Source organism: Streptomyces sp. ADI96-02, assembly GCF_003846185.1.
Lineage (GTDB): Bacteria > Actinomycetota > Actinomycetes > Streptomycetales > Streptomycetaceae > Streptomyces.
The window spans coordinates 2,486,764-2,512,619 of sequence record NZ_ML123034.1 but is presented as its reverse complement, the minus strand read 5'-3'; the positions used below and the strand labels follow the sequence as shown (position 1 = coordinate 2,512,619).

Annotated in this window: 23 protein-coding genes; 14 read left to right on the top strand and 9 right to left on the bottom strand. The window is 71.4% G+C overall.

The window, feature by feature from the left end; all coding sequences use genetic code 11:
• Positions 1-37: 37 nt before the first annotated feature.
• The 3 genes from EES43_RS10855 (at position 38) to hutI (ending at position 3,929) form a co-directional block, all read left to right on the top strand.
• Entirely contained in the window at positions 38-1,246 is a 1,209-nt protein-coding gene (locus tag EES43_RS10855; protein ID WP_124271901.1) for an allantoate amidohydrolase, read from the top strand.
• A complete protein-coding gene (locus EES43_RS10850) occupies positions 1,237-2,604 on the top strand; it encodes a formimidoylglutamate deiminase (protein WP_124268543.1) in 1,368 nt (455 codons plus the stop codon). The genes EES43_RS10855 and EES43_RS10850 overlap by 10 nt, the downstream gene beginning before the upstream one ends.
• A 149-nt stretch (positions 2,605-2,753) precedes the next feature.
• Positions 2,754-3,929, top strand: a complete 1,176-nt coding sequence (hutI, locus tag EES43_RS10845; RefSeq protein ID WP_124268542.1) for an imidazolonepropionase — start codon at positions 2,754-2,756, stop codon at positions 3,927-3,929.
• Between the two features lie 207 nt (positions 3,930-4,136).
• Here the strand turns inward: hutI and EES43_RS10840 are convergent, their stop codons facing one another.
• Complete coding sequence (locus tag EES43_RS10840; protein WP_124268541.1) at positions 4,137-5,183, bottom strand: RNA polymerase sigma factor SigF; 1,047 nt, start codon at positions 5,181-5,183, stop codon at positions 4,137-4,139.
• A gap of 285 nt (positions 5,184-5,468) precedes the next feature.
• Here EES43_RS10840 and EES43_RS10835 point away from each other — a divergent pair, with 285 nt between their 5' ends.
• From EES43_RS10835 to EES43_RS10810, 5 genes are all read left to right on the top strand, one after another.
• On the top strand, positions 5,469-5,837 hold the full coding sequence (locus EES43_RS10835) for an STAS domain-containing protein (protein WP_124268540.1): 369 nt from the start codon (positions 5,469-5,471) through the stop codon (positions 5,835-5,837).
• A 203-nt stretch (positions 5,838-6,040) separates the two neighbouring features.
• Positions 6,041-6,532 (top strand): ATP-binding protein, encoded by a 492-nt coding sequence (locus tag EES43_RS10830; protein ID WP_124268539.1) that lies wholly within the window; start codon positions 6,041-6,043, stop codon positions 6,530-6,532.
• Between the two features lie 271 nt (positions 6,533-6,803).
• Entirely contained in the window at positions 6,804-7,541 is a 738-nt protein-coding gene (locus tag EES43_RS10825; RefSeq protein ID WP_124268538.1) for a peptidase, read from the top strand.
• 1,184 nt (positions 7,542-8,725) lie between these two features.
• Positions 8,726-9,790 (top strand): hypothetical protein, encoded by a 1,065-nt coding sequence (locus EES43_RS10815; RefSeq protein ID WP_124271900.1) that lies wholly within the window; start codon positions 8,726-8,728, stop codon positions 9,788-9,790.
• Between the two features lie 14 nt (positions 9,791-9,804).
• Positions 9,805-11,259 (top strand): hypothetical protein, encoded by a 1,455-nt coding sequence (locus EES43_RS10810; protein ID WP_124271899.1) that lies wholly within the window; start codon positions 9,805-9,807, stop codon positions 11,257-11,259.
• A gap of 155 nt (positions 11,260-11,414) precedes the next feature.
• Here EES43_RS10810 and EES43_RS10805 read toward each other — a convergent pair whose 3' ends face one another.
• Positions 11,415-12,902 carry an oligopeptide:H+ symporter gene (locus EES43_RS10805; RefSeq protein WP_124268537.1) on the bottom strand — a complete coding sequence of 496 codons (1,488 nt, stop codon included), beginning with the start codon at positions 12,900-12,902 and terminating at the stop codon, positions 11,415-11,417.
• A 491-nt stretch (positions 12,903-13,393) separates the two neighbouring features.
• Between EES43_RS10805 and EES43_RS10800 the strand changes: the two genes are divergently transcribed.
• Entirely contained in the window at positions 13,394-14,071 is a 678-nt protein-coding gene (locus EES43_RS10800; RefSeq protein ID WP_124268536.1) for a response regulator transcription factor, read from the top strand.
• A gap of 147 nt (positions 14,072-14,218) precedes the next feature.
• Positions 14,219-15,484: an ATP-binding protein gene (locus EES43_RS10795; protein WP_124268535.1), complete on the top strand. Its 1,266-nt coding sequence runs from the start codon at positions 14,219-14,221 to the stop codon at positions 15,482-15,484.
• Between the two features lie 13 nt (positions 15,485-15,497).
• On the opposite strand, the gene EES43_RS10790 is transcribed toward EES43_RS10795, so the two are convergent.
• A complete protein-coding gene (locus EES43_RS10790) occupies positions 15,498-16,046 on the bottom strand; it encodes a GtrA family protein (protein WP_124268534.1) in 549 nt (182 codons plus the stop codon).
• Positions 16,047-16,199: 153 nt separating this feature from the next.
• Here EES43_RS10790 and EES43_RS10785 point away from each other — a divergent pair, with 153 nt between their 5' ends.
• The 3 genes from EES43_RS10785 to EES43_RS10775 are packed head-to-tail and all read left to right on the top strand — an operon-like array spanning position 16,200 to position 19,091.
• Entirely contained in the window at positions 16,200-17,339 is a 1,140-nt protein-coding gene (locus EES43_RS10785) for a 5-(carboxyamino)imidazole ribonucleotide synthase (protein ID WP_124268533.1), read from the top strand.
• Positions 17,336-17,884, top strand: a complete 549-nt coding sequence (gene purE, locus EES43_RS10780; protein WP_124268532.1) for a 5-(carboxyamino)imidazole ribonucleotide mutase — start codon at positions 17,336-17,338, stop codon at positions 17,882-17,884. Before EES43_RS10785 ends, purE begins: the two co-directional genes overlap by 4 nt.
• A gap of 10 nt (positions 17,885-17,894) precedes the next feature.
• Positions 17,895-19,091, top strand: a complete 1,197-nt coding sequence (locus tag EES43_RS10775; RefSeq protein WP_124268531.1) for a dipeptidase — start codon at positions 17,895-17,897, stop codon at positions 19,089-19,091.
• 144 nt (positions 19,092-19,235) lie between these two features.
• Here the strand turns inward: EES43_RS10775 and EES43_RS10770 are convergent, their stop codons facing one another.
• On the bottom strand, positions 19,236-20,579 hold the full coding sequence (locus tag EES43_RS10770) for a UDP-glucose dehydrogenase family protein (RefSeq protein WP_124268530.1): 1,344 nt from the start codon (positions 20,577-20,579) through the stop codon (positions 19,236-19,238).
• A 208-nt stretch (positions 20,580-20,787) separates the two neighbouring features.
• Between EES43_RS10770 and EES43_RS10765 the strand changes: the two genes are divergently transcribed.
• A complete protein-coding gene (locus tag EES43_RS10765; RefSeq protein ID WP_124271898.1) occupies positions 20,788-21,945 on the top strand; it encodes an acyl-CoA dehydrogenase family protein in 1,158 nt (385 codons plus the stop codon).
• A 107-nt stretch (positions 21,946-22,052) separates the two neighbouring features.
• On the opposite strand, the gene EES43_RS10760 is transcribed toward EES43_RS10765, so the two are convergent.
• From EES43_RS10760 to EES43_RS10740, 5 genes are all read right to left on the bottom strand, one after another.
• Positions 22,053-23,111, bottom strand: a complete 1,059-nt coding sequence (locus EES43_RS10760; protein WP_241192371.1) for a methyltransferase domain-containing protein — start codon at positions 23,109-23,111, stop codon at positions 22,053-22,055.
• 339 nt (positions 23,112-23,450) lie between these two features.
• Positions 23,451-24,299, bottom strand: coding sequence for a helix-turn-helix domain-containing protein (locus tag EES43_RS10755; protein ID WP_124268528.1), 849 nt, complete (start codon positions 24,297-24,299; stop codon positions 23,451-23,453).
• 28 nt (positions 24,300-24,327) lie between these two features.
• Positions 24,328-24,849: a DUF6879 family protein gene (locus tag EES43_RS10750; RefSeq protein ID WP_124268527.1), complete on the bottom strand. Its 522-nt coding sequence runs from the start codon at positions 24,847-24,849 to the stop codon at positions 24,328-24,330.
• Positions 24,815-25,063, bottom strand: a complete 249-nt coding sequence (locus EES43_RS10745; protein ID WP_124268526.1) for a hypothetical protein — start codon at positions 25,061-25,063, stop codon at positions 24,815-24,817. The genes EES43_RS10750 and EES43_RS10745 overlap by 35 nt, the downstream gene beginning before the upstream one ends.
• 144 nt (positions 25,064-25,207) lie before the next feature.
• Positions 25,208-25,780, bottom strand: coding sequence for a dihydrofolate reductase family protein (locus EES43_RS10740; RefSeq protein ID WP_124268525.1), 573 nt, complete (start codon positions 25,778-25,780; stop codon positions 25,208-25,210).
• Between the last annotated feature and the right edge of the window lie 76 nt (positions 25,781-25,856).

Sequence of the window (25,856 nt, the reverse complement as noted above, 5' to 3'; positions counted from 1 at the left end):
GGGGCCGGCCGGGACCGGTGGCGACTCCTTCCTCTCCATGTGGCGCTCGCTCGCGCCGATCGGCCGCCACTCCGGCAGCGGCGGCTACCGGCGCTACGCCTGGTCGGCGGCGGACCTCGACTGCCGGGCCTGGTTCAGCGACCAGGCCGGGGCGCGCGGCCTGACCGTCGAGACCGACCGCAACGGCAACCAGTGGGCCTGGCTCGGCGACCCGCTCGCCGGAAACGCCGTGGTCACCGGCTCGCACCTGGACTCCGTACCCGACGGCGGGGCCTTCGACGGGCCCCTCGGCGTGGTCTCCTCCTTCGCCGCGCTCGACGAACTGCGCCGCAGGGGAGCGCGGTTCACCCGGCCGCTGGCGATCACCAACTTCGGCGACGAGGAGGGCGCGCGCTTCGGGCTGGCCTGCGTCGGATCCCGGCTCGCCGCCGGGCAGCTCTCCGTCGCGGACGCCCATCGGCTGCGCGACGCGGACGGCGTCACCCTGCCGCGCGCCATGGAGGCCGCCGGACACGATCCCGGGTCCATCGGCCCGGACCCGGAACGGCTCTCCCGGATCGGGGCGTTCGTCGAACTCCACGTCGAGCAGGGACGCGCTCTCGACCTGAGCGGCGACCCCGTCGGCATCGCCTCCGCCATCTGGCCGCACGGCCGCTGGCGGTTCGACTTCGGCGGCGAGGCGAACCACGCCGGCACCACCCGCCTGGCCGACCGGCGCGACCCGATGCTCACGTACGCCGAGACCGTGCTCGCCGCCCGCCGCGAGGCCGAACTGACCGGCGCGCTCGCCACCTTCGGCAAGGTCGCGGTCGAGCCGAACGGCGTCAACGCCATCCCCTCCCTCGTACGCGGCTGGCTCGACTCCCGCGCCGCCGACCAGGCCACCCTCGACGCCGTCGTCACCGGCATCGAGCGGGCCGCCCGGGACCACGCCGACCGGGCCGGCATCGACCTGGCCGTCGTACGGGAGTCCTTCACGCCCGTGGTCGAGTTCGAGCACGCCCTGCGCGACGAACTGGCCAGGATCCTGGCGGACCGGGGCGACACGGGCCGGCCCGTGCCCGTCCTCGGCACCGGCGCGGGCCACGACGCGGGTATTTTGTCCGCCTCGGCGCCCACCGCCATGCTCTTCGTGCGCAACCCCACCGGCATCTCGCACTCGCCGGCCGAGCACGCCGCCGAGGACGACTGCGCGGCAGGGGTCACCGCACTCGCCGACGTACTGGAAGGTCTCGCGTGCAGCTGACCACCCGGGCCCCGGGCCCGCCCGTCACCGCGACGTACTGGATGTCCCACGCCTGGCTCGGCACGCACGCCGAGCCGGGCGTCGTCCTGGACGTCGCCGCAGGCCGCATCGCCCGCGTCAGGACCGGCGTCCAGACGCCGCCGCCCGGCGCCACGGCACTGCGCGGACTGACCCTCCCCGGACTGGCCAACACCCATTCCCACGCCTTCCACCGCGCCCTGCGCGCCACCGTCCAGGTCGGCTCCGGCACCTTCTGGACCTGGCGGGAACTGATGTACCGGGCGGCGGCCGGACTCACCCCCGACACCTACTACGACCTGGCCCGCGCCACGTACGCCGAGATGGCTCTCGCCGGCATCACCGCCGTCGGCGAATTCCACTACCTCCACCACGGCCCGGACGGCACGCGCTACGCCGACCCGAACGCGATGGGCGAGGCGCTGATCGCGGCGGCGGCCGAGGCCGGCATCCGCATCACCCTGCTGGACACCGCCTATCTCGCCGCCGGATTCGGCGAGCCGCCGAACCGGCACCAGCTCCGCTTCTCCGACACCACCGCCGACGCCTGGGCCGAGCGCGCCTCCCTCCTCAAGGGCGACGACCACACGCTGATCGGCGCGGCCATCCACTCCGTCCGGGCGGTCCCGGCGGAGCAACTGGCCACCGTCGCCCGGTGGGCCGAGGAGCGCGAGGCCCCGCTGCACGTCCACCTCTCCGAGCAGACGGCGGAGAACGACGCCTGCCGGGCCGCCCACGGCCGCACCCCCACCCGCCTCCTCGCCGACCACGGCGTCCTCGGCCCGCGCACCACCGGCATCCACAACACGCACCTGACCGAGGAGGACATCAGCCTGCTCGGCTCCTCCGCCACCGGCACCTGCATGTGCCCCACCACCGAACGCGACCTCGCCGACGGGATCGGACCCGCCAAGGCCCTCCAGGAGGCCGGCTCCCCGCTCTCGCTGGGCAGCGACAGCCACGCCGTCGTCGACCTCTTCGAAGAGGCCCGCGCGATGGAGCTCAACGAGCGGCTGCGCACGCACATACGAGGACACTGGACGGCCGCGGCGCTCCTGCGGGCCGCCTCCGCCGACGGGCACGCCGCACTCGGCCGGCCCGACGCCGGCACGCTGGAGCCTGGCGCCCCGGCGGACCTGACCACCGTCGCCCTGGACTCCGTCAGAACCGCGGGCCCGACGCCCCGGCTCGCAGCGGAGACCGCCGTATTCGCCGCCTCCGCCGCAGACGTGCTCCACACGGTCGTGGCAGGACGCCACATCGTCCAGGACGGCCGGCACACCCGGATCGAGGACGTCCCCCACGCCCTCGCCGCAGCCGTCGCCGCCCTGCACGGCTGACCTCACTGCCACTGCCACCGCCACCGCCATCACGCCCCGCCCGCTCCGCCCAGGGCGCCGCGGCCGGACCGCGAGCCCCAGCCGGGCCGAGGCGTCCGGCAGCACCGGAACGCCCGGCAGAACCGGAACGCAAGGAGAACAACCTCCCGATGACGACGACCGCCGTCACCAACATCGCCAACCTGGTCACCAACGACCCCTCCCTCGGCAACGGGACCCCCCTGGGCCTGATCCGGGACGCGGCCGTCGTCATCGACGGCGACCGCGTCGTCTGGACCGGTGAGACAAGCAAAGCACCCGCCACTGACAACGTCCTCGACGCGGCCGGCCGCGCGGTGATCCCCGGCTTCGTCGACTCCCACTCCCACCTCGTCTTCGCGGGCGACCGCACCGAGGAGTTCAACGCCCGCATGTCCGGGCAGCCCTACGCGGCAGGCGGCATCCGCACCACCGTCGCCGCCACCCGGGCCGCCTCCGACGACGAGCTGTCCGCGAACGTCGCCCGCTACCTCGCGGAGGCGCTGCGCCAGGGCACCACCACCTTCGAGACCAAGTCCGGCTACGGGCTCAGCGTCGAGGACGAGGCCCGCTCCCTGCGCATCGCCGCCCGCCACACCGACGAGGTCACCTATCTCGGCGCGCACGTCGTCCCCGCCGAGTTCGCCGACGACCCGGCCGGCTACGTCGACCTGGTCACCGGGCCCATGCTGGACGCCTGCGCCCCGCACGCCCGCTGGATCGACGTCTTCTGCGAACGCGGGGCCTTCGACGGCGACCAGGCGCGGGCCGTGCTCACGGCGGGCCGCGCCCGGGGCCTCCACCCGCGCGTCCACGCCAACCAGTTGACGTACGGTCCCGGCGTCCAGCTGGCCGTCGAGCTCGACGCCGCCTCGGCCGACCACTGCACCCACCTCACCGACGCCGACGTGGACGCGCTGGGCCAGGGCGACACCGTCGCCACCCTGCTCCCGGGGGCCGAGTTCTCGACCCGCGCCGCCTGGCCCGACGCGCGCCGCCTCCTCGACGCGGGCGCGACCGTGGCGCTCTCCACCGACTGCAACCCCGGCTCGTCGTTCACCTCGTCCCTGCCGTTCTGCGTCGCCCTGGCCGTGCGGGACATGGGCATGACCCCCGACGAAGCACTCTGGGCGGCCACCGCGGGCGGCGCGGCGGCCCTGCGCCGTACGGACGTCGGGCGGATCGCCCCGGGAGCCCGCGCCGACCTCGTCCTGCTGGACGCGCCGAGCCACGTCCACCTCGCCTACCGGCCGGGCGTGCCGCTGGTCGCGGCGGTCTGGCGGGGCGGGAAGCGCGTGGACCGGTAGCTCCAGATGCCCGGTGGACCGGTAGCTCCAGATGCCCGGTGGACCGGTAGCTCCAGATGCCCTGACACGCGGAAGGACCCGCTCCCCCATGACGGGGCGGGCGGGTCCTTCCACGGGGCTTCGGCGGGTCCTTCCGCGCGGCTTCGGCGCGGCTTCGGCGGGTCCTCGGCGGTCCGCAGGCAGGCAGCGGAACCCGGAGGGCCGGGACTATTCGTCCAGGGTCAGGCCCCTGCGCAGCTTGACCAGCGTGCGGGAGAGCAGCCGGGAGACGTGCATCTGCGAGATCCCCAGCTCCTCACCGATCTCCGACTGCGTCATGTTGCTGACGAAGCGGAGGGAAAGGATCATGCGGTCCCGCGACGGCAGCGCGGCGATGAGCGGCTTCAGCGACTCGACGTACTCGATGCCTTCGAGGCCGTGGTCCTCGTAGCCGATGCGGTCCGCGAGCGCGCCTTCGGAGTCGTCCTCCTCGGGCTTGGCGTCCAGCGAGCTCGCGGTGTACGCGTTGCTCGCGGCCATGCCCTCGACGACCTCGTCGTTGGTGATGCCCAGACGCTCGGACAGCTCCGCCACGGTCGGGGCGCGATCCAGCTGCTGCGACAGCTCGTCCCCGGCCTTGGCCAGGTCGAGCCGCAGCTCCTGGAGCCGGCGCGGAACGCGGACGGACCAGCTGGTGTCGCGGAAGAACCGCTTGATCTCACCGACGATGGTCGGCATCGCGAACGTCGGGAACTCCACGCCGCGGCTCAGCTCGAACCGGTCGATGGCCTTGATCAGACCGATGGTGCCGACCTGGACGATGTCCTCCATCGGCTCGCTGCGCGAGCGGAAGCGGGCCGCCGCGAACTTGACGAGCGCGAGGTTGAGCTCCACGAGCGTGTTGCGGACGTACGCGAACTCGTGCGTGCCCTCTTCGAGGGTTTCGAGCCGTTCGAAGAGCGTCTTCGACAGGGCCCTGGCGTTCAGGGCCCCTACCTCGGCGAAGGGCGGGATCTCGGGGAGTCCTTCGAGACCCTCGCCGGAGGCGTCCGGGATGGTGTCCGGGGCGATGTCCGCGGTGGTGCCGGGCGCGCGGACGGCGCCGGTGGTGCGAGTGGTGCTGACGGCGCGGGTGGCGCTGGTGGCTCCGGTGCCGTCGGTGCCGTTGCGCGGGCCGGGTACGGCGCGCGTGGCGGGGGAGTCGGAATTGGTCGGTCCCTGAGGACATGCCGACGACGCGTCGGGGGTACGCGCTTCGTCGAGCCGGGGTGACATGCTTCTCCTCCATCGTTCTCGGCATATGGCTGCCGATGCCCATACGTGTTCCTGCGGTGAAGCGGCGCCTCCAAAGCCGGCCGTGTTTCGGGTGTCCCTCTACCCTTACCCGGTCCCGGCCAGTAGTGACAAGCGCCAAATACCGCCTTATGTCCGGTTTGTTGAGGTCTCCGACTACCGCGAGAGAGTTTGAACGCGTACTGTTTTACGAACGTCGGCGGCAACTACGCAGACAGTCGCGCAAGCAGTGACGCGCACAGTGACGAACGGCGAAGAGGGACGTGCATGGACCGCGGGACGGTCGGCAGTGCGAACCGGGGTCGGCTTCAGGTCGAGGCCCGGACGGAGGGCCGCAGCGAGGTGGTGACGCCGGTGGGTGAGCTCGATCACCACACCGCCGATCTGCTGCGGGAGCCCCTGGAGAGCGCGGTCGAGCAAGGGCGAACACGCTTGGTGGTCGACTGCTCACGCCTTGAGTTCTGTGACTCCACCGGGCTGAACGTGCTCCTCGGGGCGCGCCTCAAGGCCGAGGAGGCCGGAGGCGGCGTCCACCTCGCGGGCATGCTGCCCGTGGTGGCGAGGGTGTTCGAGATCACGGGAGCGGAGGCGGTGTTCACCGTCCACGCCACCCTCGAAGAGGCTCTGGGCACCTGACCCGGCATGACGTGCGCCCAGGCGAATCCCCGAAGCCGGCCGTGTCCCGCGATCGCGTACCCGAAGTGGGTGTCGTCAGGGCGCGGCAGGGCAGGAGACACCCCGTCGGCGTCCCGGACGGACCCGGCGGCGCATGCGGTAACTGATCATTATTTGTTCTACGGCGACATGGCGACATGGCGAATCGGTGAGGTGAAGCGCTGATGAGCACCACCCGGCAGCATCCGCCGGGCGACCTCGGCCGCGAGCCGGACGGAGCGGGCGGAGCCTCGCCCGAACCGGCCGACCGGCAGTGGCGCACCCTCTCCCTCGGGCAGGCCAGCGGCATCGTCCCGATGGCCCGTGACTTCGCCCGGCAGGCCCTGCACGACTGGGGCTGGCTCCCGGCGTCCAGCGCGGACCGCCGGGCTGCGGCCGAGGACGTCCTGCTGGTCGTCTCCGAGCTCGTGACCAACGCCTGCCTGCACGCGAACGGCCCCGAGGAACTGCGTATCGGCTGGACGCCCAAGGCCCTGCGGGTCGAGGTCCTCGACCGGGGAGCCGGGCAGCCCGAGCCCCGGACGCCGCACCGCGCCGGCCGCCCCGGCGGGCACGGCATGTTCATCGTGCAGCGCCTCTGCCTGGACTGGGGGGTCCAGCGCTCGCCCGAGACGCCCGGCAAGACCGTATGGGCGGAGCTCGCCGCTCCCGCGTAACCGCTCCCGCGCAGCCGTACGCCACCGACCGACCCAGACCCACCCGCGCCGCCCGGGGCCTCCGCGCCCCGGGCCGGGCGAACCCCGCACGGGGACACGTGCACCGAAGAGCGCGCCGGATCGGTGCGCTCTTCGTCTTCCCTCCACTCTGTGTCTTCCCTCCATCAGGACCCGGGCGTACCTTGACGCCACATCTGATGCGTCGTCAGCAAATGAGTGCCGGTGAACGATCCGGCGCGCGCGGCGACTCCCGGCAAGAGGGGAACACGAGGTGTCGAACCAGAAGCGGACAGCGCTCGCGCTGACGGCCGCACTGGCGGGCTCGGCGGTTCTGATGGCCGCGCCCGCCGCGCACGCCGAGGTCGTGAACGTCAACTACCAGTGCCAGACGCCCATCGGGCCCAAGGGAGCCGTGTCGCCCATCGACATCAAGGGCGTCAAGAGCGGCAGCGGCTACCGGCTCACCATGTCCTTCCGACAAGGCGTCTCCTCCAGTCCCGTGGAACTGGGCAAAGGGGCCGTGAACCCGAGCGCCGTGATCCGGCTCGGCGGGGCGGAGCAGGGCGAGGTGCCGGTCTCCGGGCCGGCGAACGCCGCAGCCATCCCGGCCAACTCCCCCATCAAGATCAACGACTTGTCGGGGACGTACACCCCGAAGAAGAGCGGCAAGGTCACGTTCACCGCCGGAGTGCTCACCATCAAGGCACTCGGTACGACCACGACGTGCACGCCCAAGAACAGCCCCGGCCCGTCTCTCGAACTCGACGTCCAGGCACCGGGCGGCTCCTCCTCCGGCGGCGGCTCGACGGGCGGCTCGACGGGCGGTTCCACCGGTGGTTCCACGGGTGGTTCGGCGAGCGGAGGCGCTGCCTCCGGCGGCGGTGAACTGCCCCGGACCGGGCCGCTCGACTCCGCGATGGCGCTCGGCACGCTCGGCGGCACCGTGCTGCTGACGGGTGCGGTCGGCGTGCTCTGGCTCACCCGTCGGGGCCAGCGCCCCACCGGCTGATCCGGCCCGCCGGTCCCGGGACCGACCGCCGCCACAGCCCCCGGAAACGGGACACCGGACACGGGCTCCGGACACGGGCTCCGGACACGGGGCGCCGGGCGCCGGGCACCGGGCACCGGAGATCCGAAAGCCGACCCCGCGCCCCAGGAGCCGACGACCGACACCCGCGCCGCAGGCGCCGGAAGCGTAAGGGAGCCGCCATGCCGCCGCTGACTCCGCCCGCCCATCAGGGACCGCTCGCCCTCATGGCCGTCCTCGCCGCCCTGCTGGGCGCGTTCGCCGCGCCGCCCGCGGCTGCCGACGACCGGCCCGCGCCGCCGGAGGGCTGGACCGCGCGGCCGGCGGGCGGCGCGAGCACCGGCCCGGACGTCCGGCCCTACGTCTATCTGGAGGGCGCTCCCGGAGCCGTCCTCCAGGACCGCCTCGCGGTCACCAACTCCGCGCGCACGCCCCTGACCGTACGGCTGCGGGGTGAGGGCCGGGCCGGGGCGTGGCTCCGGTTCGCCGCCGGGACGGTCACCGTGCCGGCCCGCACCCGTGCCGAGGTGCCGTTCGCCCTCACGGTGCCGCCGGACGCGACGCCCGGAGACCGTTCCGGGGCGGTGGCGGCGTCCGGGCGAGCGGACCCCGGCGAGGGCGGCCGGCCTGCGGTGCCCGGCGAGGTCCGGGTACCGGTGCGGCTGCGGATCGGCGGTCCGACACTGGCTGCGCTCACCGTGGAGGACGTCCGGGTCTCCGGACGCACCATCCACTACGCCCTCGTCAACCGCGGCAACGCCCCGGTCGCGCCGAGGCTGTCCGTACGGGCCGAGGGTCTGCTCGGCGCGCTCCTCGACCGGCCGGCCCGGCCGCTGCCCCTGCGACTGGCCCCCGGCCGGAGGGTGGAGCTGACCGAGCCCTGGCCCGACCCCCCGGCCCTGGACGCGGTCACCGTACGGCTGCGGGTGACCGCGACGGACGCCGTACCGGACGAGAGGACGGCGTCGGCGGCGTACGTTCCGCTCGTCCCGGTGGCCGGCGGAGGGCTGGCGGCGCTCGGCGTCCTCGGAGCGCTCGCCGTCCGGAAACGCCGACGGCGACGCGCCCGGACCGGAGCACTCCGGCCCCGACGCGGTGGCGACCGCGCCCCGGCCACGCGCCCGGCCACGCGCCCGGGAGTGCTCCCGCGCGTGCGGCGACGGCTCATGACCCCGGGGCTCGTCCTGCTCCTCGCCCTCCTGTCCGCCCTGACGGCCCTCGCGACCCCGGGCGCGCCCGAGGCACGGGCCGCCGAGGGCGAACCCTCCGTCAGCCTCTCCAAGAAGGAGGCGGGCAAGGGCGGAGAGATCACCGTCAGCGGCGACGGCTGGCGGCCCGAGACCCTGCTCACGCTGCTGATCTGCGGAGAGGCGACCCCGGAACAGGGCGTGGCCGGAGGCACCAACTCCTGTGCCAACGCCGACGGCCGGGCCGTCACCACGGACGAAAAGGGCGCGTTCAGCAAGAAGCTCCCGGTCGCCGAGCCGCCGAAGCCATGCCCCTGTGTGGTGCACGTCGCGACGGTCACCGGCGAACAGGCACTGGCGGACGCCGAGTTCGCCGTGGCCGGTCACCCGACAGCACCGCTGCCGCGGCGGACCGGCGGCGGGAAGCTCGCGGTCCTGGCCACCACCCGGCTGGAGGGCGACAGTTCGCTGCTCACCTGGTTCGGCGCGCCGCCGGCGCGGCAGTTGGTCCTCACCGTCGGCAACCTCGGGACCGACCCCGTCAAGGACCCGGTCTTCGCGATCGGAACCGCACACGGCGTCTACGCCCCGCAGTGGGAGGAACGCCAGTGGCGCGGCACGGTCGCACCCGGCGGCAGGGCGCAGGTGAAGCTCCCCGTCGAACTGTCCGCAGGCGCGCACGGCGACTACCAGATCTCCCTGCGGTACGGGAAGAGGGTGCTGGCCGAACAGCCGTGGGGCGTCGGCCGGCCGTGGGGCGTCACGCTGTTCTGGGTGCTGCTCTGCCTGGTCGTGCCGGCCGCCGTCTTCCGTACGGGTATGGCGGTCGTGGACAGGGTCCGGCCGCGCCCCGCCGGTTCTGCCGCACACCGCAGGCGGCGTACGAAGCCCCCCGGAACGCCGGAACGCGGCCCGGAACCTGCGGGCGCGCTCCCGTGGTTCACCCCGGACTCGGCCCCGTACCGCGCACCGGCCTCCGCACCGCACTCCGCACCGAACTCCCCACCGCTGGAGAACCGATCCACGACGAAGGGACAACCGTGAACACGCAACGGAGGATGAGCGCGGCCGGAGTCGCGCTGATGCTCGGCGGCGCGGGCATCGTGCTGGCCGCGAGCCCGGCCCGGGCCGCCGACGTCAGTTACGCGACGGAGTGCCTGCCGCCGCCGATCTCGGGGCTGCCGCCCGTCCAGGGAACGACGAAGGTCCGGTTGACCGCGCCGGCCGAGGCGAAGGTCGGCGACGAGATCGAGGTCGTCTGGAAGACGGTCGAGGCCGCGTCCAGGAACCCCGACATCCTGGACCTGGACAAGGACACGGTGAAGCCGACCGGCACGATCACGCTGGGCGGTGCGGCGAGCGGCGAGCTGAAGCTGGAGGGCCCGCGGCAGAACCCGCCGATCCCCAAGAACAGCCCCATGGTGCTGTCCGACATGAAGGCCACGCTGAAGCTGGAGAAGGCCGGCGAGATCACGCTGACGCCGGGCGCGTACAACCTCAACGTGTCCAAGCCCATCTCGACCGACACCAAGTGCGCGCCGACGGCGGCCGTATCGCCGGGCGCCACGATCAAGGTCACGGATGGCGGCTCGACCACCGGCGGGACCACCACGGGCTCCACGACGAACGGCGGCGCGGACACCGGCGGCTCGACCACCGGCGGCACGGCCACGGGCGGCGCGGACTCCGGCGGTACGGCCACCGGCGGGACCACGTCCGGCTCCACCGGCTCCTCCGGCTCCTCCGGCTCCACCGGCTCCAGTGGTTCCACCGGTTCGGGAGGCGCGGACGGCGGATCGACGGGCGGATCGAGCGGATCGAGCGGCGGCACGGGAGGCTCGACGGGCGGCGGGGGCGGTGAGACCGACTTCCCCGGCAAGGAGGTGTCGGTGGACTACACCTGCAAGACGCCGATCGGCGACAAGAACGCCACCTCGCCCGTCCGGATCAGCGCCAAGAAGAACGGCGGGTCCTACGACCTCACGGTGACGTTCGCCGAGTCCGTGATGAACAGCCCGATCGACATCCCCGCCAACCAGGTCAAGCCGTCCATGGCCGTCAAGCTCGGTGGGGCGGACAAGGGCACGGTGGCGGTCGAGGGCCCGCTCAACAAGGAGGTCATCAAGGCCGGTACCCCGATCCAGATCCCGGACCTCACCGGCTCCTACAAGCCCGGCGCCAGCGGCCGGTCGACGCTCAGCCCGGGTGTCCTGACGGTGATGGCCGCCGGTACGACGACGACCTGCACCCCGCCCGCCGACGTGCCCGTCTCCCTGGAGCTCGACACCGCCGCCCAGCCGGGCGGCGCTTCGGGCGGCACGGGCGGCGCGGCGGCCTCCGGCGGTGCGGCGGCCTCCGGCGGCGGCACGGACTCCGGCGGCGGCCTCGCGGCCACCGGGGCCGAGGACGACGGCGCGCTGCGGGCGCTGGGCCTGGTCGCCGGTACGGCGATCCTGCTGGGCGGAGCCGTGTTCACGTTCACCCCGTGGCGGCGGCTGCGCGGCCTGCGCTGACCACGGGCCCCGCCCCGTACGCGTACGGCCGGAGGCAGGCCACGACGGACGGAAGGGCCGCCACGCAACGGCAGCGGGTCCGCACGAACACCTCGTGCGGACCCGCGGCCCAGGGCCGTCCTGTGACGCTCAGGAGCGCGCGGCGGCCGGTGGGACTACTTGACGTTGCCCATGAGCTGCTTGACCTTGCCCCGGTACAGGAAGATCGCGATACCCGCCGACACCGCGAGGGTCGCCTCCAGGGCGACGACTCCGGTGCCGTTGAGCTCGACACCCGCGAGCGAGAGCAGCCCCGTGGTGCAGTCTCCGGCCGTGACCGCGAGGAACCAGACACCCATCATCTGGCCGGCGTACTTGGCGGGAGCCATCTTCGTGGTGACGGAGAGGCCGACCGGAGAGAGCGTCAGCTCGGCGACCGTCTGGATGAAGTAGATCGCGACCAGCCACATCGCGGCGGCCTTGTGGCCGTCGCCCGCGATGGTCAGCGGCATCAGGAAGACGAAGAACGAGGCGCCGACCAGCACCAGGCCGGAGCTGAACTTCACGATGGTGCTCGGCTCCTTGCCGCGCCGGTTCAGCGCCAGCCAGAAGGCGGCGAAGACCGGGGCGAGCGCCATGATCAGGACCGGGTTGACCGACTGGTACCAGGAGACCGGGAAGCCCCAGCCGAAGACGCTGTTCTCCGCCGAGGACTCGGCGAAGATGGCGAGCGTCGAGCCGCCCTGGTCGTAGATCATCCAGAAGATGGCGGCGGCGACGAAGAACCAGATGTAGCCGGACATCTTCGACTGCTCGGTGGCGCTGAGCTCCTTGTCGCGCTTGATGCGGACCAGGACCGTCACCGGAATGACCAGACCCGCCAGGGTGATCGGGACCAGCAGCCAGTTCAGCGTGTAGACGCCGGTGGCGACGGTGACTATGTAGAAGACCGCGGCGACGCCCAGCCAGATCATGGACTTGCGCAGGGTGGCCGACCGCTCGTCCGCGGAGAGCGGCTTCGGGACGACGAGGCTGCGCGGGTTCAGATGGCGGGTGCCGATCATGAACTGGAGCAGGCCGATACCCATGCCGAGCGCGGCCAGCGCGAAGCCGAGGTGCCAGTTGACGCTCTCACCGACGGTGCCGATGATCAGCGGCGCGGCGAAGGCACCCATGTTGATGCCCATGTAGAAGATGGTGAAGCCGCCGTCGCGCCGCGGGTCGTCCGGGCCGTCGTAGAGGTGGCCGACCATCGTCGAGATGTTGGACTTCAGCAGTCCCGAGCCGATGGCCACGAGGCCCAGACCCGCGAAGAACGTGCCGTCGGAGGGCAGCGCCAGGGTCAGGTGGCCGACCATGATGACGGCGCCGGCGACGGCGACGGTCTTGCGCGGGCCCCAGACCCGGTCTCCGAACCAGCCGCCGGGCAGGGCGAGCAGGTACACCAGCGACAGGTAGACCGAGTAGATCGCGGTCGCGGTGGCGGGGTTCATGTCGAGCCCGCCGGGGGCGATCAGGTACAGCGGGAGCAGTGCCCTCATGCCGTAGTAGCTGAAACGCTCCCACATCTCGGTCATGAAGAGAGTGGCCAGGCCGCGAGGGTGGCCGAAGAAGGTCTTTCCGCCAGCGGTGCTGGCCGAGTCCTTCGTCAGGCTGGACGCCATGGTCGATCCTTGCTGGTCGGGACGCGCCGTCTCATGAGCGGTACGCGCCCGGTGGGGGGCAGCCGGCACCGACGCGGACACACCCCGCCCCACGGCTGAGGGGGATGCGCCCCGGGCTCCGGGCTCCACGGCGGAGCGCTCGGCGGCGGGGCGGGGGGAGGAACCGCGTCGGGATCCACGCCCGTCGCGCGTCCTCGCGCTCCGGGCCCGGCTCACAGGTCATTCACTCGACGCCGGGTCGGCGTACCGACCAACACACAAAAGGGACCTTCGGCGGCCAAAACTGCCCAAAGGTCCTTGAGTAGTGCAACAGGCGTCGGAACACCATACGACATGACAGAGCGCCCTATGGAAGGACTTGAGAGATGGATCACAGGTGACGATGGAACCAAGCCCGCACATTCCGAGGTCTCCTGCCGCTTTGATCCACTGACTCACAGGGGTCGTCGCGGCCCTCACTTCCGGCGCTCCGTCCGGACTACCATCACTCCATGACCCGTGTACTGCTCGCCGAGGACGACGCGTCCATCTCGGAGCCGCTGGCCCGCGCCCTGCGCCGGGAGGGATACGAGGTCGAGGTCCGCCAGGACGGTCCGACCGCGCTCGACGCCGGACTCCAGGGCGGGATCGACCTGGTCGTCCTCGACCTGGGACTGCCCGGGATGGACGGTCTCGAAGTCGCCCGAAGACTGCGCGCCGACGGCCACACCGTGCCGATCCTGGTGCTGACCGCCCGCGCCGACGAGGTCGACACCGTGGTGGGCCTGGACGCCGGAGCCGACGACTACGTCACCAAGCCCTTCCGCCTCGCCGAACTCCTCGCCCGGGTCCGGGCCCTGCTCCGCCGCGGCGCGGGCGAGCCCGCTCCGCAGCCGGCCACCCACGGGGTCCGGATCGACGTGGAGTCGCACCGCGCCTGGATGGGCGAGGAGGAACTCCAGCTCACGGCGAAGGAGTTCGACCTGCTGCGCGTCCTGGTGAGGGATGCCGGCCGGGTCGTCACCCGCGACCAGCTCATGCGGGAGGTCTGGGACACCACGTGGTGGTCGTCCACCAAGACCCTCGACATGCACATCTCCTGGCTCCGCAAGAAGCTCGGCGACGACGCCGCCAATCCCCGCTACATCGCCACCGTCCGGGGCGTCGGCTTCCGCTTCGAGAAGAGCTGACGTACAGAGGAAACGTACCGAGGCAAGGCTCAGAAACACCGCAGAGAAGCACCGCCCGGAAGCACCGCCCGGAAGCACCGCCCAGAAGCACCGCAGAGAGCAACGCGCAGAAGCAGCTATGCGCCCTGACGTACGACAGGAGTGCCCATGCGCCGCCGGCTGATCAACTCCACCCTGGCCGTGGTGCTCGTGGTGATCGCCGTCTTCGGCGTGTCCCTGGTGATCGTGGAGACCCGCACCATCAGCAGCAGCGCCCAGGAGAGCGTCGACTCCGAGGCGCTGCGGCTGATCAGCGTGGTCGAGAGCCGGCTGCTCGGCTCCGAGCGGATCAACCCCGGCGTGCTCTCCGAGCAGATCGACCCCAAGCGGTTCGCCCTGATCGAGATTCCCGGACGCGCTCCGATCTCCGTCGGCGACCGCCCCTCGGGCAGCGTCCTGAGGGCCACCGAGACCGGTGAGCGGGGCGAGAAGGTCACCGTCGAGGAGTCCCGCTCGGCCGTCACGCGCGAGGTCGGGCGCACGCTGCTGATCATCGGGGCGGTGGCGCTCCTGGCGATCGTCTCCGCCGTGCTCCTGGCCGTACGCCAGGCCAACCGCCTCGCCTCACCCCTCACCGACCTGGCCGAGACCGCCGAACGGCTCGGCTCCGGCGATCCCCGGCCGCGCCACAAGCGGTACGGGGTCCCGGAGCTGGACCGGGTCGCCGACGTCCTGGACGCCTCCGCCGAACGCATCGCCCGGATGCTGACCGCCGAGCGGCGGCTGGCCGCCGACGCCTCGCACCAGCTGCGGACGCCGCTGACCGCGCTCTCCATGCGGATCGAGGAGATCTCCGTCACCGACGATCCGGAGACGGTGAAGGAGGAGGCCAACATCGCCCTCACCCAGGTCGAGCGGCTGACCGACGTCGTCGAGCGGCTGCTGACGAACTCCCGCGACCCGCGCACCGGCTCCGCCGTCGTCTTCGACCTCGACGAGGTCGTCAAACAGCAGATCGCGGAGTGGCGCCCCGCCTACCGCAGCGCGGGGCGGGCCGTCGTCTGCTCCGGCAAGCAGGGGCTCCAGGCCGTCGGCACACCGGGCGCGGTCGCCCAGGTGCTCGCGGCGCTGATCGAGAACTCGCTCATGCACGGGGGCGGCACCGTCGCCCTGCGCACCCGCGTCACCGGCAACCAGGTCGTCATCGAGGTCACCGACGAGGGCCCCGGCGTCCCCGCCGAGCTGGGGGCGCGGATCTTCGAGCGGACCATCAGCGGCCGCAACTCCACCGGCATCGGCCTGGCCGTCGCCCGCGACCTCGCGGAGGCGGACGGCGGCCGGCTGGAACTGCTCCAGCAGCACCCGGCGGTCTTCGCCCTCTTCCTCAGCCGCATCCCGCACGACCGCGGGGCCCCCGAACGCCCGGTGCGCTGAGCGTGGGGCGGACTCAGTTCCGTACGGGGTCGGGCGCTACCGGTTCCGAGGGCGCCCGGCGCTGCTCCAGAAACCGCTCCGTGCGGAGCACGGCCTCCTCTGCGGGCTGTACGGGCTCTGCGGGCTCTACGGGCAGGGCCTTGAAGACCCAGGTCCGGTAGGACCAGAAGCGGAACAGGGTCGCGATCCCGATGCCGACGATCTTGAAGACGTTGCTCTGGACCGGGCTGTTCCAGCCGAAGCCGTACGTCGCCAGGTACAGCACGCCGGTCTCGACGACCGCGCCCGCCGCGCTGAACAGCAGGAACAGGGTCAGCTCGCGGGTGCGACCGCTCTTGTCGCGGTCCCGGTAGGTCCAGTAGCGGAACCCCACGTAGTTGAAGAGGATCGCGACGAAGGTCGCCAGCAGGCTCGCCCGGACCACCTGGAGGTCCGTCGTGTGCCGCAGCAGGTTGAAGACGCCGATGTTGACCAGCAGGCCGAAGCCGCCGACCGCGCCGAACTTGGCGACCTCCCGGGCCAGCAGACCAAGCCGGGCCCGCAGTGCGCCCCGTTCGCTCATGGTGATGGCACGTCCCGTCCGTCGTGAGGCGTCGACTGGGTTCCGTCAACCCCGTCATGCTAACCAGCACTCCGGTGTGATGCCGGTGGGTCCGAGGGCTCCAGCCCGCGGACGGAGTCGGGGGCCGAGCGGCGCGGCGGATACTCTGGAGGGGTGACGTTCCCGGTAGTCGGCATGGTCGGCGGCGGACAGCTCGCCCGTATGACCCACGAGGCGGGCATCCCCCTCGGCCTGAAATTCAAGCTCCTCAGTGACACGCCCCAGGACTCGGCGGCCCAGGTGGTGAGCGAGGTCGTCATCGGCGACTACCGCGACCTGGACACGCTCCGCGCCTTCGCCCGAGGCTGCGACGTGATCACCTTCGACCACGAGCACGTGCCGACCGAGCACCTGCGGGCCCTGGAGGCGGACGGCATCCCCGTGCGCCCCGGACCCGACGCCCTGGTCCACGCGCAGGACAAGGGGGTGATGCGGGCGAAGCTCCAGGAGATCGGGGCGCCCTGCCCCCGCCACCGCCTGGTGAGCGACCCGGCCGACGCCGCCGCGTTCGCCGAGGAGGTCGGCGGCTTCCCCGTCATCCTCAAGACCGTGCGCGGCGGGTACGACGGCAAGGGCGTGTGGGTGGTCCGCTCCGAGGCGGACGCCGCCGAACCGTTCCGGGCCGGGGTCCCCGTCCTCGCGGAGGAGAAGGTCGACTTCGTACGGGAGCTGGCGGCCAACATCGTCCGCTCGCCGCACGGCCAGGCCGTCGCCTACCCGGTCGTCGAGTCGGTCCAGGTCGACGGGGTCTGCGACACCGTGATCGCCCCCGCCCCGGAGCTGGACGAGGAGCTGGGCGGCGAGGCCCAGCAGCTCGCGCTGCGCATCGCCGCGGAGCTCGGCGTCGTCGGCCACCTCGCGGTCGAGCTCTTCGAGACGCGGGACGGCCGCATCCTCGTCAACGAGCTGGCGATGCGCCCCCACAACTCGGGCCACTGGACCCAGGACGGCGCCATCACCTCCCAGTTCGCCAACCACGTGCGGGCCGTCCTCGACCTGCCCCTCGGCGACCCGCGCCCGCGCGCCCGCTGGACGGTCATGTGCAACGTCCTGGGCGGGGACTACCCGGACATGTACCAGGCGTACCTGCACTGCATGGCGCGCGACCCGCAGCTGAAGATCCACATGTACGGCAAGGACGTGAAGCCGGGCCGCAAGGTCGGACACGTCAACACCTACGGCGACGATCTGGCGGACGTGCGGGAGCGCGCCCGGCACGCGGCCGACTACCTGCGAGGAACGATCACCGAATGACTTCCCCCCGCACCGGACCCGGCACCACCCCGGTCATCGGCATCGTGATGGGGTCCGACTCGGACTGGCCCGTCATGGAGGCTGCCGCCAAGGCCCTCGACGAGTTCGAGATCCCGTACGAGGTCGACGTCGTCTCCGCCCACCGCATGCCCCGCGAGATGATCGCGTACGGCGAGCTGGCGGCCGAGCGCGGGCTCAGGGCGATCATCGCGGGCGCGGGCGGCGCCGCCCACCTGCCCGGCATGCTGGCCTCCGTCACCCCGCTGCCGGTCATCGGCGTGCCGGTCCCGCTGAAGTACCTGGACGGCATGGACAGCCTGCTCTCCATCGTCCAGATGCCCGCCGGGGTCCCCGTCGCGGCCGTCTCGGTCGGCGGCGCGCGCAACGCGGGCCTGCTCGCCGCGCGCATCCTCGCCGCCCACGACCCCGAGCTGCTGGCCCGCATGCGGGACTTCCAGCAGGAGCTGAACGACCAGGCGACGGAGAAGGGCAAGCGCCTGCGGGCCAAGGTCGAGGGCGCCGACACCTTCGGCTTCGGAAAGTAAGGGGCGGCACATGGACCACCTGGAGCGGGCCCGCGAAATCCTCGCCGCCCACCCCGTCGTCGACGGCCACAACGACCTCCCGTGGGCCCTGCGCGAGCAGGTCGGCTACGACCTCGACGTACGCGACATCGCCGCCGACCAGCGCGGCCTCCTACAGACCGACATCCCCCGGCTGCGCGCCGGCGGCGTCGGCGGACAGTTCTGGTCGGTGTACGTGCGCACCGACCTGACCGGCGACGCGGCCGTGAGCGCCACCCTCGAACAGATCGACGTGGTGGCCGAGCTGATCGCCCGCTACCCGAACCACCTGCGGCGCGCGCTCAGCGCCGAGGACATGGAGAAGGCCCGCGCCGAGGGGCGCATCGCCTCCCTGATGGGCGCCGAGGGCGGCCACTCCATCAACAACTCGCTCGGCACCCTGCGCGCCCTGCACGCCCTGGGCGTGCGCTACATGACGCTCACCCACAACGACAACATCGACTGGGCCGACTCGGCGACGGACGTCCCCCGGCTCGGCGGGCTCTCCGCCTTCGGCCACGAGGTCGTCCGGGAGATGAACCGCGTCGGCATGCTGGTCGACCTCTCGCACGTGGCGGCGACCACGATGCGCGACGCGATGGCCACCAGCACCGCGCCGGTGATCTTCTCGCACTCCTCGGCCCGCGCCGTCTGCGACCACCCGCGCAACATCCCCGACGACGTGCTGGCCGCACTCCCGGCCAACGGCGGCGTCGCGATGGCGACCTTCGTCCCGAAGTTCGTGCTGCCGGCCGCCGTCGCCTGGACCCAGGCCGCCGACCGCAACATGCGCGAGCACGGTCTGCACCACCTCGACACCAGCCCGCAGGCCATGCGCATCCACGAGGACTTCGAGGCGGCCCATCCGCGCCCCGAGGCCACCACCGCGACCGTCGCCGACCACCTGGACCACATGCGCGAGGTCGCGGGCGTCGACCACATCGGCATCGGCGGCGACTACGACGGCACGGCGTTCCTGCCGCGCGGCCTGGAGGACGTATCCGGCTATCCGAACCTCATCGCCGAACTCCTGCGGCGCGGCTGGTCGGAGCGCGACCTCGCCAAGCTGACCTGGCGCAACGCCGTACGGGTGCTCCGCGACGCGGAGGCCGTCGCCCGGCACGAGCAGAGCGGGCGGGGCCCGTCCCACGCCACGATCGAGGAGCTGGACGGGCGCGCGCTGCGCTGACGGGCGGACGACCGCGTCCACCGCGTCCGATGGCCGTGGCCGTACGGGGACGCCGCCCGCCCTCGCCCGCGGGGGCGGGCGGCCCGGCGGCGGCGTCCCGCCGCACCCTGTCCTGTTCCGCCGCGCCCTGTTCCGTCCCGGGCTCTACGCCTTCGGACGGCCCATCGCCCGGAAGGTCCAGCCGGCCCCGCGCCAGGCCGCGCTGTCCAGGGCGTTGCGGCCGTCCAGGATGATCCGGCGGGATGCCGCCGCGCCCAGCTCCGCCGGGTCCAGCTCGCGGAACTCGCGCCACTCCGTCAGGTGCAGCACCACGTCCGCGCCGCCCACCGCCTCCAGCGCCGAGTCCGCGTAGCCGAGCGTGGGGAACAGCCGCCGGGCGTTGGCCATGGCCTTCGGGTCGAAGACGGTCACCTGCCCGCCCTGGAGGTGGATCTGCCCGGCGACGTTGAGGGCGGGCGAGTCGCGTACGTCGTCGGAGTCGGGCTTGAAGGCCGCGCCCAGCACCGCCACCCGCTTGCCGAGGAACGAGCCGCCGCCCACCGCCTCCCGGGCCAGCTCGACCATGTGGCCGCGGCGGCGCATGTTGATGGAGTCGACCTCGCGGAGGAAGGTGAGCGCCTGGTCCGCGCCCAGCTCGCCGGCGCGCGCCATGAACGCCCGGATGTCCTTGGGCAGGCAGCCGCCGCCGAAGCCGATCCCGGCCCGCAGGAACTTCGAGCCGATCCGCTCGTCGTGCCCGATGGCCTCGGCGAGCTTGACGACGTCTCCGTCGGCGGCCTCGCAGACCTCGGCCATGGCGTTGATGAAGGAGATCTTGGTGGCGAGGAAGGAGTTCGCGGAGGTCTTCACCAGCTCGGCGGTCGGGAAGTCCGTCACCACGAAGGGCGAGCCCTCCGCGACCGGCACCGCGTACACCTCGCGCAGCAGCTTCTCGGCCCCCTCGCTCCGCACGCCGACGACGATCCGGTCGGGGTGCAGGGTGTCGCGGACCGCGAAGCCCTCGCGCAGGAACTCCGGGTTCCAGGCGAGCTCGGCGTCGGCGCCCGCCGGGGCCAGCTCGGCGAGGCGGGCGGCGAGGCGGGCCGCGGAGCCCACCGGGACGGTGGACTTGCCGACGACCAGGGCGGGCCGGGTGAGGAGCGGGGCCAGCGACTCGAAGGCGGCGTCCACGTAGCTCATGTCGCACGCGTACTCGCCGTGCTTCTGCGGGGTGTTCACGCAGACGAAGTGGATGTCGCCGAAGGCGCCGACCTCCTCCCAGGAGGTGGTGAAGCGCAGCCGCCCGGTGGAGCCCTCGATCCCGACGACGTGCTTCTGGAGCATCTCCTCCAGGCCCGGCTCGTACATCGGCACCCGGCCGCGGGAGAGCAGCTCGATCTTCTCAGGTACGACGTCGAGCCCGAGGACCTCGAATCCCAGCTCGGCCATGGCGGCGGCATGGGTGGCGCCGAGATAGCCGGTGCCGATCACAGTGATCCTGAGGGCCATGGAGTGCTCCTGGGAGGTACGGACGGAGATGCGGATCGAGCATAGTCGGGGACCGGGACGCACTTTCTCCCCGCCCCGTATGCCGGATTGATGATGTTTTGCCCGACCGTTGTCACCAAGCTCACGTGTCGCCCGCATAGGCCGCCGGGCGGCTTGCGCACTAAAATTGAGTTACTTAACGGTAGTTAGCATCTGGGGAGTGAGCGTCTTGGCGGGTTCGACCGATTTCGACCTGTACCGTCCGTCCGAGGAGCACGGCATGCTCCGCGAGACGATCCGTTCGCTCGCCGAATCGAAGATCGCCCCCTTCGCCGCCGCGGTCGACGAGGAGGGCCGCTTCCCGCAGGAGGCACTGGACGCCCTGGTCGCCTCGGACCTGCACGCCGTCCACGTTCCGGAGGAGTACGGCGGGGCCGGGGCGGACGCGCTGGCCACGGTCATCGTGATCGAGGAGGTGGCCCGCGCCTGCGCCTCCTCCTCCCTCATCCCGGCCGTCAACAAGCTCGGCTCGCTCCCCGTGATCCTCTCCGGCTCCGAGGAGCTGAAGCGCAAGTACCTGGGCCCGCTCGCCAAGGGCGACGCGATGTTCTCGTACGCCCTCTCCGAGCCGGACGCCGGCTCCGACGCGGCCGGCATGAAGACGAAGGCCGTGCGCGACGGCGACTTCTGGGTGCTCAACGGCGTGAAGCGCTGGATCACCAACGCGGGCGTCTCCGAGTACTACACGGTCATGGCCGTCACCGACCCGACCAAGCGCTCGAAGGGCATCTCCGCCTTCGTCGTCGAGAAGTCCGACGAGGGCGTCTCCTTCGGAGCCCCGGAGCGCAAGCTCGGCATCAAGGGCTCCCCGACCCGCGAGGTCTACCTCGACAACGTCCGCATCCCCGCCGACCGCATGATCGGCGAGGAGGGCACCGGCTTCGCCACGGCGATGAAGACCCTGGACCACACCCGCGTCACCATCGCGGCACAGGCCCTCGGCATCGCCCAGGGCGCGCTGGACTACGCCAAGGGGTACGTCCAGGAGCGCAAGCAGTTCGGCAAGCCGATCGCCGACTTCCAGGGCATCCAGTTCATGCTCGCGGACATGGCGATGAAGCTGGAGGCGGCCCGCCAGCTCACCTACGCGGCGGCGGCCAAGTCCGAGCGCGTCGACGGCGACCTGACCTTCTTCGGCGCGGCGGCCAAGTGCTTCGCCTCCGACGTGGCGATGGAGGTCACGACGGACGCGGTCCAGCTCCTCGGCGGCTACGGCTACACGCGGGACTACCCGGTGGAGCGCATGATGCGCGACGCGAAGATCACGCAGATCTACGAGGGCACGAACCAGGTGCAGCGGATCGTGATGGCGCGCAACCTGCCGTAGCAGGGTCTTCGCAGGTCAGCGGCGTCTCCGGAAGCCTCCTTCAGCAGGCTTCCGGAGACGGCAAGGCCCCCGGAGCGATGCCGGGGGCTGTTTCCTCCGTACGTCGGTCAGAGCTGGTCGATGAGGCAACGGGTGTCGTCCAGCCACACCCGCTGACCGTCTCCATCCACGGACAGCCCGAAGCGGGCTCGTTTCGGCTTCCCGAGCTCGCGCCACCTCAGGAAGGCGTCGCGCACCTCGTTCCACAGGGCCCGGGGGCCGTACTGCTCCACCTCGTACGCATCCGCGTTCGGCAGGTATTCCACGGTCGCCCACGACGTGCCGTCATCGGAGAAGAACCACAGGGTGGCCTCCTCGCTGCCGTCGTCCGCCGCGCACCACCGGAACCACGCATCGGTGATGCTCAGGCCGATGAAGAACGCCGGATCATCCTGGATGACGTTCTGGGGAGCGATGTCCGTCGCCCCCTTCGCCCCTTCCTCCTCGTGGTATAGGTCCGAGATGCGCCCGGCCCCGCCCCGGTGGGTGCGGTCCCACATGAAGGCCGGAGATCCGGAGAACCTCCCCCGCGCCTTACCGTCCACCACGTCCAGCGTGGCGAACGAACCGCTGAAGAAGCTGCTGCCCCACGGGGTGACGATCCGCCCGTTCGGGCACTGCTCCAACCACGCCTGCGGTACGTCCCGCATGGTGCAGGTGCAGATGATCCGCTCGTACGGCGCCCCCCGGTGATGACCGGCGCGGCCGTTGCCGAGAATCGTCGTCGGGTGGAACCCGGCTCGTTTCAGATTCCCGTTGGCCAGGGCCAGCACCGTCTCGTCCAGTTCCACGCTGGTCACGTTGGTCTCGCCCAGGCGGTGGGAGAGCCATGCGGCGTTGTACCCGGTTCCGGTGCCGATCTCCAGGACTCGATGCCCGGCGCGCACATCCAGCAGGGTGAGCATTTCGAGCATGATCGACGGCATGGACGAGGATGACGTGTGCAGCCGGAAGGCGTCGGTGGCCGTTGGCCTCCCGTCGTTGACCTGGGTGACGACCGGACCGTCCGCGTAGACGATCCGCAACCACTGTTCCGGGTCCTCGGCGAAGTCACCGCCCACGATCACTTCGGGGATGAACAGGGCCCGGTCGACCGCTGCCACGGCGTCCTGCCACTCAAGAGGCAACGCGCCTCTTTCCAGGAGACCTTGAACGAGCTGCCGCTGTGTTCTCATCCGACCTCACTTCTTCTTCGGCGGGGGCTCGTACGGCCGGGTCGGGCCCGGCGGCTTGTCCCGGTGGCCGTCACTGCTGGAGGTGTCCGGCGTGCCGGAGTGGCTTCCGCCCTTCTTGCTCATCTCGGACTCGCTTCCTGTTGATCGCGGGATTCGACGTGACGGGTCAGAAACCGTGGCGCATCTCGGCCTTCTTCCATTCCGGGCCGGGACTTTCTCATCCGTCATGTCAACGACGCTACGGAAAAGCGAAGTTGCCGGTCCACGTCGTTGCAGTTTGTTGCAGGGCAATCAGCCGAGAGCGTCGATGGCCCTGCTGATCAGGGATCGTGCTCGGGGGCCGTACACAGCCATCTCGGCCAACCGGGCGAAAGCCCTCTGATACAACTCCACTTCGGTCGGCGTCGTCACCGTGACCTTCGCGGCCAGCAACTCGATGTGCACCCGCTTGTCATCGAACATCGTGAATGTCTCCGTGCCCCATATGACGCGGCTTCTGGATCGGGGGATGACGCCGAGCGAGACGGCCGGATAGGACATGGCGGTCAGCAGGTACCGAAGCTGGCCGGCCATTACGGCGTCGTGGCCGATGCGGTGGGTGAGAACGTCCTCTTCGATGAGTATGACTACGCGGTGGAGGCCGTCACGGATGATGTGCGACCGGTCCACGCGGGCCGCAGCGGCTTCGCTGACATCGTTCGGAAGGTTGCGGAAATCCGCGATGAGCGAGAGGAGCGCATGGGCGTATCCCTGGGTCTGGAGAAGACCGGGCATGACCCGGGCGCAGTAGATGCGGAAGAGCTGCGTGCGCTCGTACAGGGGGGCGTTCGCCTGTTGCAGCCTGCGCAGGCCGGTGCGTTGCGTGCGTCGCCACTCGACGTACATCGAGTCTGCGGAGCGGGAGGAGGCGATGAGGTCGGCCGCTTGTTCCTCGGCGTCGCAGGCCGCGCACCAAGCCCGGATGTCGGCATCAGAGGGGGTCGTCCTGGCGGCCTCGATGCGTGAGGTCTTCGCTTTGTTCCAGTCGCACCGATCAGCCAGCCCTTGCATCGTCAGGCCGGAGTCCAGACGCAGATCCTTGAGCCGTGCGGCCACGGACTCGCGGGCCGCCTGGGTACTGGAGAAGGGAGACGAAGGCATGAATCGACTGATGGGTGATGTGGACGGATCAGACCTGGTATTCCTCGTGGGGGACGCCGCGCTCCCACGCGGATTCGAACGAAGCTGCGAACAGTTTCAGGATGTGCGACTCCGAAGTGAAATCATCCGATACGAGCGAACCATCCCCGGCGAAGTGGTGCACCCTTGCCAGCCGGTCGTCGAAGAGCCAATAGTCATTGCAAGGGAGCAGGAGGTCCGAGGCGAGACGCCGGGGCACCCATCGGACCTGCTCGCCGGCGGCGCGGTTGGCCCGGGTCATGTAGTGCTCCCAACGAATGTATTCGGATACCGGCTCGCTGATGATCCTGACCCGACGGATGGATACACCGCGCCCCACCGTATCGGCGATCTGATCGTGAAATCCTCGCCACCATGACGACCGCTCGTCCCAGTCGATCCGTTCACCACGTCGCCATGCCGCAAACCGCTCGTTGTCGCCGTAGTCGTCGCGCATCTCCATGTGGACCGCCGAGTGGTCCGTGTCCCGGATGCACTCAGCGAAGCTCGGCTGCTGAGCGTTCTGCGGCATCGCACGCCCTCCTGATCTGCTCCACCATCCGGGCGGGAATCCGGATGACGGCTTCGGTATCCGGGATCGGGCCGGCCTCAAGACACTCCCTCTCTGTCCCGTCGTCGGCTTTCCACCCCTGAAAGACCAGGTCAGCGTTCTGATCGTCCACCCACACGGTGGGGCAGTGGTCCTCGTCCGTGTCGGGGTCCTTGCCGAAGAACAGTAAGGACATGGCGACCTCCCGCGTCGAACATGGTGTGACTTGTTGCACGACCCTCGCCCTCGGAAGGTGGGTCGTCAAGAGGGCCGGAGCGGCCCCGGCAGACGGCCCCGAGACCCGTCGGGCGTGGTTTCCGGCCCCACAGCGCGCGACGCGTCAGCGGACCACGTCGAAGACGTTCTTCTGGATGCCGTTCGCGTACGCCTCGTGCTCGACCAGCCGCAGCTTCTGGGCGTCCTTGTCCGTGTCGCTGAACAGCCGCTTGCCCGCGCCGAGCAGGAGCGGGAAGACGAGCAGGTGGTACCGGTCGATCAGGCCGGCGTCCGAGAGGGCCCGGTTCAGGGCCGCGCTGCCGTGCACGATGATCGGGCCCCCCTCGGTCTCCTTCAGCGCGGCGACCTCGTCGAGCGAACGCAGGATCGTGGTCGCGCCCCAGTCCGGCACCAGGTCGTTTTCGGTCAGCGAGGCGGAGACGACGTACTTCGGCATCTCCTTGTACTCCGCGAACTCCGGCATGCCCGGCCAGACCGGACTGAACGCCTCGTAGCTGGCCCGGCCCAGCAGCAGCGCTGTGGCCTCCTCCTGCTCCCGGCCCTTGATGGCGTACGCCTCGGGGAGGAATTCCACGTCCTTGAACGTCCACCCCGCATTCCGGTAGCCGGGCTCGCCGCCCGGGGCCTCCATGACGCCGTCGAGTGAGACGAAGGCGGTGCTGATCAGGGTGCGCATCAGTGGTCTCCTGGGTGGGTCGCGGCGGGCCCGGTCGCCGCCGGGCGTCCGCCTTACTCTCGGGTCTTGCTCCTAC